Source organism: Spirochaetaceae bacterium (assembly GCA_009784515.1).
Taxonomy (GTDB): Bacteria; Spirochaetota; Spirochaetia; order WRBN01; family WRBN01; genus WRBN01.
The window spans coordinates 1-6,419 of sequence record WRBN01000095.1 but is presented as its reverse complement, the minus strand read 5'-3'; the positions used below and the strand labels follow the sequence as shown (position 1 = coordinate 6,419).

Here is a 6,419-nt window from a genome sequence, read left to right as displayed (position 1 = left end):
CCGATACCGCCAGCCCGCCGCTTACCACAATACCTAAAGCCTGTATTACGTTACTGCCATCACCAAAGGCAAGAGCTATCGGTAACATACCAAAGATGGTGGTAAGGGTACTTACTAAAATGGGCGTAAGCCTAAGAGTGCTGGCATAAACAATGGCTTCGGTTTTATCGGTTATCTGCTCTTGGTTAAGGTAAAAATCTACCATAATAATACTGTTGTTAATGGCGGTGGTACAAAGTAAAATGATACCAAGCAGCGAGTTAATAGATAAAGTAGACGAAGTAATAAACGGTAAAAGGCTGCCGATATACAAGCTAAAGATAGCGCCGGTAATGGCAAAAGGTATGGCGCTAACAATAATAAGCGGTATTTTATAGCTATTAAATTGAATGGCTAAAATTAAAAACATAAAAACAAAACTAATACCTAAAGCATAAATTAAACTGTTTTGAGCGGCGGTAATTTGCGCCCGGCCGTCTTCAAAGGTAATAAGGTAGCCGGGGTCAAGGGCAATTTGCTCGCCGATTAAACTGCGTATGATAGCGGCCCGGCGTTCTACTTCGGCCGGGTTATTCAGGCCGGCCGCAAGGCGGGCACGTACGATATAACTTTCTTGCTGGTTGGCAATATCAATACGGCTAATACCTTCGGTAAAACTTTCTTCAAAAAAGGTAGAAAGCGGCAAGCTTACCCCTCTAAAAGGTATTTGGATATTAAGCACTTCATCGCTGCTGTTTAAACGCGGGTACCTAAAGTTTACCGTTACGTTATCGCCGCTTTCATTAACGGTTAACGTAGAGCCCGACAAATAAATACGTGCATAATTGGTTAAAAAGGCATCGCTAATAGCCAATTCGTTTACCACCTCTGTACGTAATTGCATAGCCATTTGGTTGGTAACGGTGGTGGTAGGGGCCGTATTTACCCAGCTGTACAGCCGTGTACGCTGGATTAAATCGAAAACTTGCTCCATATAAATGAGAATTTGCATACGGTCGGGGCCGCTGATACGCATCTGAAAATCCCACGTAAAAGGCAGCGGCATACTGGCCGGGTCCCATTGCTGAATGTTAAAACTCCAATTTTCGGCCTCCAGCTCGTTATTAAGCTGGTCGATAAGAGCTAAAGTATCGTTGCTGCTGCTAATGGTAATAAGCAGCGAGCCGGCCGCCGCCCCGCGTGTTTGAAAAAAGCGGTTTACCAGCCTATCGCCCACTAAAGCTAAAATTTGGTCTTCGATAGGCTCAAAAGCATCTAAAAAATCGCCGGCATTTTCACTGCCCAACTGGTTATTGTTGGCGTGCACAAATATTTTATTACTGGCCGGCGTAGGCATAATTTCGCTGGGGATTTGCGGCATAATAAAGATTAAGCTGGCTGCCAGTAAGGCAATAGCTACCACAATAAAACCAATGCGTACCGGTAAATTTTTAAGCAATTTATAAAGCAACCAGCTGTAAATAGCCGTTAATCTGGTCATTAAACGTTTAGAGAAATTTTCCATACCGTTACTAATAGCGGTAAAAATATTCCATTTTGGCTCGGGCTGCACGGCATGTTTGCGGTGGCCGCTTCTAAACAGGTAGTAAGCAATAACCGGCACCGCCGTAAAACTGGCTACCAAACTGGCTAATAACATAAAAACAACGGTAAAAGCCAAATCGCCTAAAATGGCATTAGCTAAAGGCGCCGTAAAATACAGCGGTAAAAACACGCACACGCTGGTAAGCACACTGGCCAATACGCTAAGCCGCACTTCGCTAATACTTTGCACTAGTATGGTGTAAATGCTGCGGCCATCGTTATCGCGCAAGCTGTTTACCCTATGCCGATGGATATTCTCCATGATAACAATCGAGGCATCGATGGTAAGGCCAATACTAATAGCAAGGCCCGATAACGAAATTAAATTGATAGAAACATTAAATAACCTAATAAAAATAAAGGCAAACAGTAAACTAATAGGAATAGCGCTAATAACAATAAGGCTGTTTTTAGGCATGCCCAAAAAGATTAAAGTAATAAGTACAATTAAGATACTGCCTAAAATAGCCGCTTGCACCACGCTAAAAATGGCGTTATCGATAAACTCTACCGGGTCTACAAATATCTCAAAGCTTACCTCTTCGCTAAAATACTGCAAACTTTCTTGGATAATATTTTCTATCTCGAGGGACATGGTTCTGATGTTGCCATCGGGGTTGGGCACAGCTACAATAAAAATGGCCTGCTCGCCGTTAGCCCTAAAAATGGCATTGGGTAAGTCGTAACGTACATTAACTTCGGCTATATCGTTAAGCCGTATATCGCTGCCGCCAACGTTACCTACCACCACATTACCTACCTGAAAGATAGTGTCGGCATCGGCCACATAACGTAAGGTGTGCGGCCGCCCAATATGGCTAAAGTTCCCCATCGCTTGGTTTCTAAAGCGGTTATTAACCGCCGTTACCACCGTTTGCGGGTTAAAATTTAAGGCCAGCATCAGTTCGTTATCAAAGGTTACATCGGCCCTTAATATTTGCACGGGCGAGATGGTAATGATGTCGGCATCGCCTACTTCTTCGTTAAAACGGCTGGTTAAAATATCGCGGGCCTCATAGTACAGCTCGTTATGCTCCAGCACACTGGAATATAACGCCACGCTCATAAACCCGGCGCTGTTATCGTTACCGCCGCTCACCGTAGCCCGGCCAAAACTAGCCGCCGAATCGGTAGGAAAGGCGGCATCAAAACGCGGCGCAACGGCAAACACACGGTTACGCGCCTCGTCAACATCGTAGCCCCACGGAAACTCAAAGCGATACCTTATGCGGTTGCCTTGAAACTCGGCGCTGATACGCTCCGCCGCATCTACTTGGCGGGCAACGTTATCCAAGATACCGGCATAACTATCAAACAAGTCTTCGGCCGAATGGCCGGTAACGCTCACATCTAGGGTAATGGTGGGTTTACTGGTACGCGGGTAAAAAGCAATGGGCACTTGGCTTAAAGCAATAAAACCAATAACCAAAAAGATCCCTACAAAAACTAAAGTGGCAACCCGCCTTTTTAATAAAACAGAGGTTAAATCTTCCATTATCTTAACCCCTCCTTACCGAGTTTACCTCTTCGCCAATTATTACCCGCCGGTTACTGCCGGTAATAATTTCGTCCCCCTCTTCAAGGCCGCCTAAAATGGCCACCATTTCGCCAAAGCGGTCGCCGACGATTACTTCCTGAAACTCTATACGCCCTTCGCGCACCACACGCACTTGGTTTTGGCCGTAACGCCGCTGGATATGTCCTTGCCATAAAGCTAATCCTTCGTAGCGGTCTACTTGGAGCTCTATCTCTACAAATTGGCCGATGGTAAGGGCTGCATTGCTGCTAAAGTTAGCCTGCACCCTAAAAAGGCCCGTACTGCTATCGGGGATAATGGGCAATAAAGCTATTTGCCCCAGCGAGCTGCTGTAGTTATGACGAACCTGCTGCACCACCGTTTGCTGTAAAGTAATTTGCCTTTGGGCTTGCTGGGTTAAACTAAGCTGCTCGGGGCTAAAGGCTGCGGTGTTATCGGGGGTTAGGCCCCAACGCGCTAAACGCTCATCGTTACTGCGTACCATATTAAATAACCTATCTTCTTCTTCGCCCACTATACGGGCATAACTGGCGATAGTTACTTGGTCGCCCACATTGGTGCGGTTACGGTCGCGCTCATTCATAAAAAAGCTTAGCCTAAGCTGGCTGACATCGGCCACCACTAAAGCCGCCGTGTTGGCTACCAGCCTTTGCCCTACTTCTATATCTACCTGAGCGACTACCCCCGCATTAAGCGAAGTAACCCAACCCACCTGAAAGCCGGCACCCGGCTGAATTTGCTGTATACTATATAAAGCCGTACCCGCCTGTACTACATCGCCTACCCTAACATTAACTTGCCTAACAATACCGGTAATGGTGCTGTACTGCGGAAAGCTAACAATGGGCTCGATACGGCCGCCATAATTAATACGGCGGTGCAATATGTGGGTAGTAATAGCCTCTGTAAAAACGGTGGATAAGTTGGGGTTAAAATTGGCATTAGCATTTTGCCCGCCTCCGCCGCCTTGCCCGCCACCGGGCCCAGATTGAGCATAAGCTAATAAAGAAACAAATAATACCGCAATAATTACTAATTTTTTCATTATATTAAGTCCTTAAATAGAGGGCTGCCCTAAAAAGCATTAACTAAGTTTTATTAGCAGTTTAAAGCTAATAACGGCTAGCTGTCAACTAGCTAACCATTAACTATTGGTTAAATAATTGTAATCATAACCGGTTAACCCTAAAATAAGTTAAAATAGACCACTAAAAACCCGGCCGCCGGCCTTGACAGATTACCGGCTATAGTATAAACTTTTTTAAACCTTACCAGCTAAAGCTGGTCGTATGAGTCCATAAGGAGGAACTGCAAGTGGAAAAACCACGCGAATACGAATTAACTTGTGTCTTTAATGTTAAAGAAGACCACTACCCCACCGGTTTAGAGGCTGTTAAAAAAATTTTAACCGGTTTTAACTACCAAATTGTTAAAGACGAAGACAGAGGTAACCGCGAACTCGCTTACCTTATTAACGATGAAGACCGAGGGCATTATCACCTTTTTACCTTTAGCGCTCAAAACGACGGCTTTACTAAACTGGACGAGCAACTAAAGCTGCAAGCCGGTCTTTTACGTTATTTAATTATTAAACTAGAAGCGCCCAGCAAGAAAAAGCCGCGCAAACCCAAAGTAAAGGCCGAAGAAAAAACTACCGGCGAGGTATAATACTATGGCAGACATCAACAACGTAACCCTTGTGGGGCGGCTAACCCGCGATGCCGAACTTAAATACACCAATAACGGTATGGCCCTTACCAAACTTTCTATCGCCGTCAACAGCGCTAAAAAAGACGGTGATAGCTGGGTAAACGAAGCCAGCTTTTTTGAAGTTACCCTGTGGGGCAAACAAGGCGAAAGCCTTAATAGTTATTTAACTAAAGGCCAGCAGCTGGGGATAGAAGGACGGCTTAGGCAAGAACGCTGGGAAAAAGACGGCCAGCAGCAAAGCCGCGTGAGTATTGTGGCCAACAACGTTATGTTGCTTGGCAGTAAAAGCGACCGCACTAGCGGCAACGAAGAGAGTTACGAACGCCCGCCGGCACGCAGCGGCGGTAGCCAACAGGCCCGGCCGGCGCCGGCCGGCAACGCCGATTTTGATGATGATATACCTTTTTAGCTTACAACTATTTAATTTTGTAAGCCTGCCTTTACCTAATTGTAAAGGTAATTAAATTTATAGGAGCTTAAAATGACCGACGAAAGAGTTGAACATGATGATAAATTTGCTGATGATAAAGATAGACGCGGCAAACCCAAGTACTTTAAAAGAAAAGTTTGCCGCTTTTGCGCTAACCGTAACGAAGTAAATTACTTAGATACCGATACCCTTAAGCGTTATATTACCGAACGCGGTAAAATATTACCGGGCCGTATTACCGGCGCCTGCGCCAAACACCAAAGGGCCGTTACCACCGCTATTAAAAGAGCGCGGGCGCTTGCTTTGCTGCCTTTTGTGAGCGAATCGTAATTACGAGCCGTTAAGGGTTACCGGCAGCCCAAGCGCTTTTAGCAGGGAAACCCTTTAATTATTAGTAAATATGGAGTAAATGATGAAAATTATTCTTAAACAAGATATAGTAAATTTAGGTGAAGAAGGCGATATAAAACTAGTTAAAGATGGTTATGCCCGCAACTTTTTAATACCTAAAAAAATGGCAGCGCTTTATAGTTTAGCCAGCCTGAACGAATTAGAAAAAAAACGTGAGGCTATCGCTAAACGCAAAGAAGAAAAACGTAAAGAGGCCCGCAGCTACCGCGAAAAAATTGAAGCCGAAGAGCTAACCTTTAAGGTAGCCGCCGGCGAAAAACGCCGCTTATTTGGGGCTATTACCAATGCTCACATTGTGGAGGAACTAGCTAAAAAAGGTATTAAAATAGAGCGTAAAAAGGTAGAAATAACCGATTCTATTATTAAAATACTAGGCACGCATAATGTACGCGTTAAACTTTACGGCGATGAAGTTGCCGTTTTAAAAGTAATAGTAGAAAGCAATAATGAAAAAGCTCCTGCCCCTGAAGTGGTGGTAGAAGAAGTAGTGGTAACCGAAGCCGAACCAGTTGACGAAAGCGCAGAGGTTTAATTGAAGCACAATATTGATGCTGAAAAAGGTGTGCTTGGGGCGCTGCTGTTAAATTTTGTTAGCGCCCAGCTTAATACCATCGACCAAGTTTTGTATGCCGATGATTTTTATGTACAAGCCCATCAGGTTATTGACCGGGCCATTACCGAGCTTAACGATAGTGGCCACTTGGTAGATACCGTAACTTTAGTTAATTACTTAAAAAATAACAATTT

Annotated in this window: 7 protein-coding genes; 5 read left to right on the top strand and 2 right to left on the bottom strand. The window is 44.7% G+C overall.

Translation table 11 applies throughout. The annotated features are described in order from the left end of the window. The coding region (locus FWE37_08750; protein ID MCL2521068.1) for an efflux RND transporter permease subunit at nt 1-3,079 on the bottom strand (3,079 nt) is incomplete at its 3' end. Between the two features lie 4 nt (nt 3,080-3,083). After that, nucleotides 3,084-4,166, bottom strand: coding sequence for an efflux RND transporter periplasmic adaptor subunit (locus tag FWE37_08745; protein ID MCL2521067.1), 1,083 nt, complete (start codon nt 4,164-4,166; stop codon nt 3,084-3,086). Nucleotides 4,167-4,435: 269 nt separating this feature from the next. On the opposite strand from FWE37_08745, the gene rpsF reads away from it, so the two are divergent. From rpsF to FWE37_08720, 5 genes are all read left to right on the top strand, one after another. Then, entirely contained in the window at nt 4,436-4,789 is a 354-nt protein-coding gene (rpsF, locus tag FWE37_08740) for a 30S ribosomal protein S6 (protein MCL2521066.1), read from the top strand. A gap of 4 nt (nt 4,790-4,793) precedes the next feature. Continuing rightward, nucleotides 4,794-5,240: a single-stranded DNA-binding protein gene (ssb, locus tag FWE37_08735; protein ID MCL2521065.1), complete on the top strand. Its 447-nt coding sequence runs from the start codon at nt 4,794-4,796 to the stop codon at nt 5,238-5,240. A 72-nt stretch (nt 5,241-5,312) separates the two neighbouring features. Beyond that, entirely contained in the window at nt 5,313-5,591 is a 279-nt protein-coding gene (rpsR, locus tag FWE37_08730; GenBank protein ID MCL2521064.1) for a 30S ribosomal protein S18, read from the top strand. A 79-nt stretch (nt 5,592-5,670) separates the two neighbouring features. Beyond that, nucleotides 5,671-6,204 (top strand): 50S ribosomal protein L9, encoded by a 534-nt coding sequence (gene rplI, locus FWE37_08725; GenBank protein ID MCL2521063.1) that lies wholly within the window; start codon nt 5,671-5,673, stop codon nt 6,202-6,204. After that, nucleotides 6,205-6,419: replicative DNA helicase (locus tag FWE37_08720; GenBank protein MCL2521062.1), on the top strand; the 215-nt coding region annotated here is incomplete at its 3' end. It lies immediately after the preceding gene.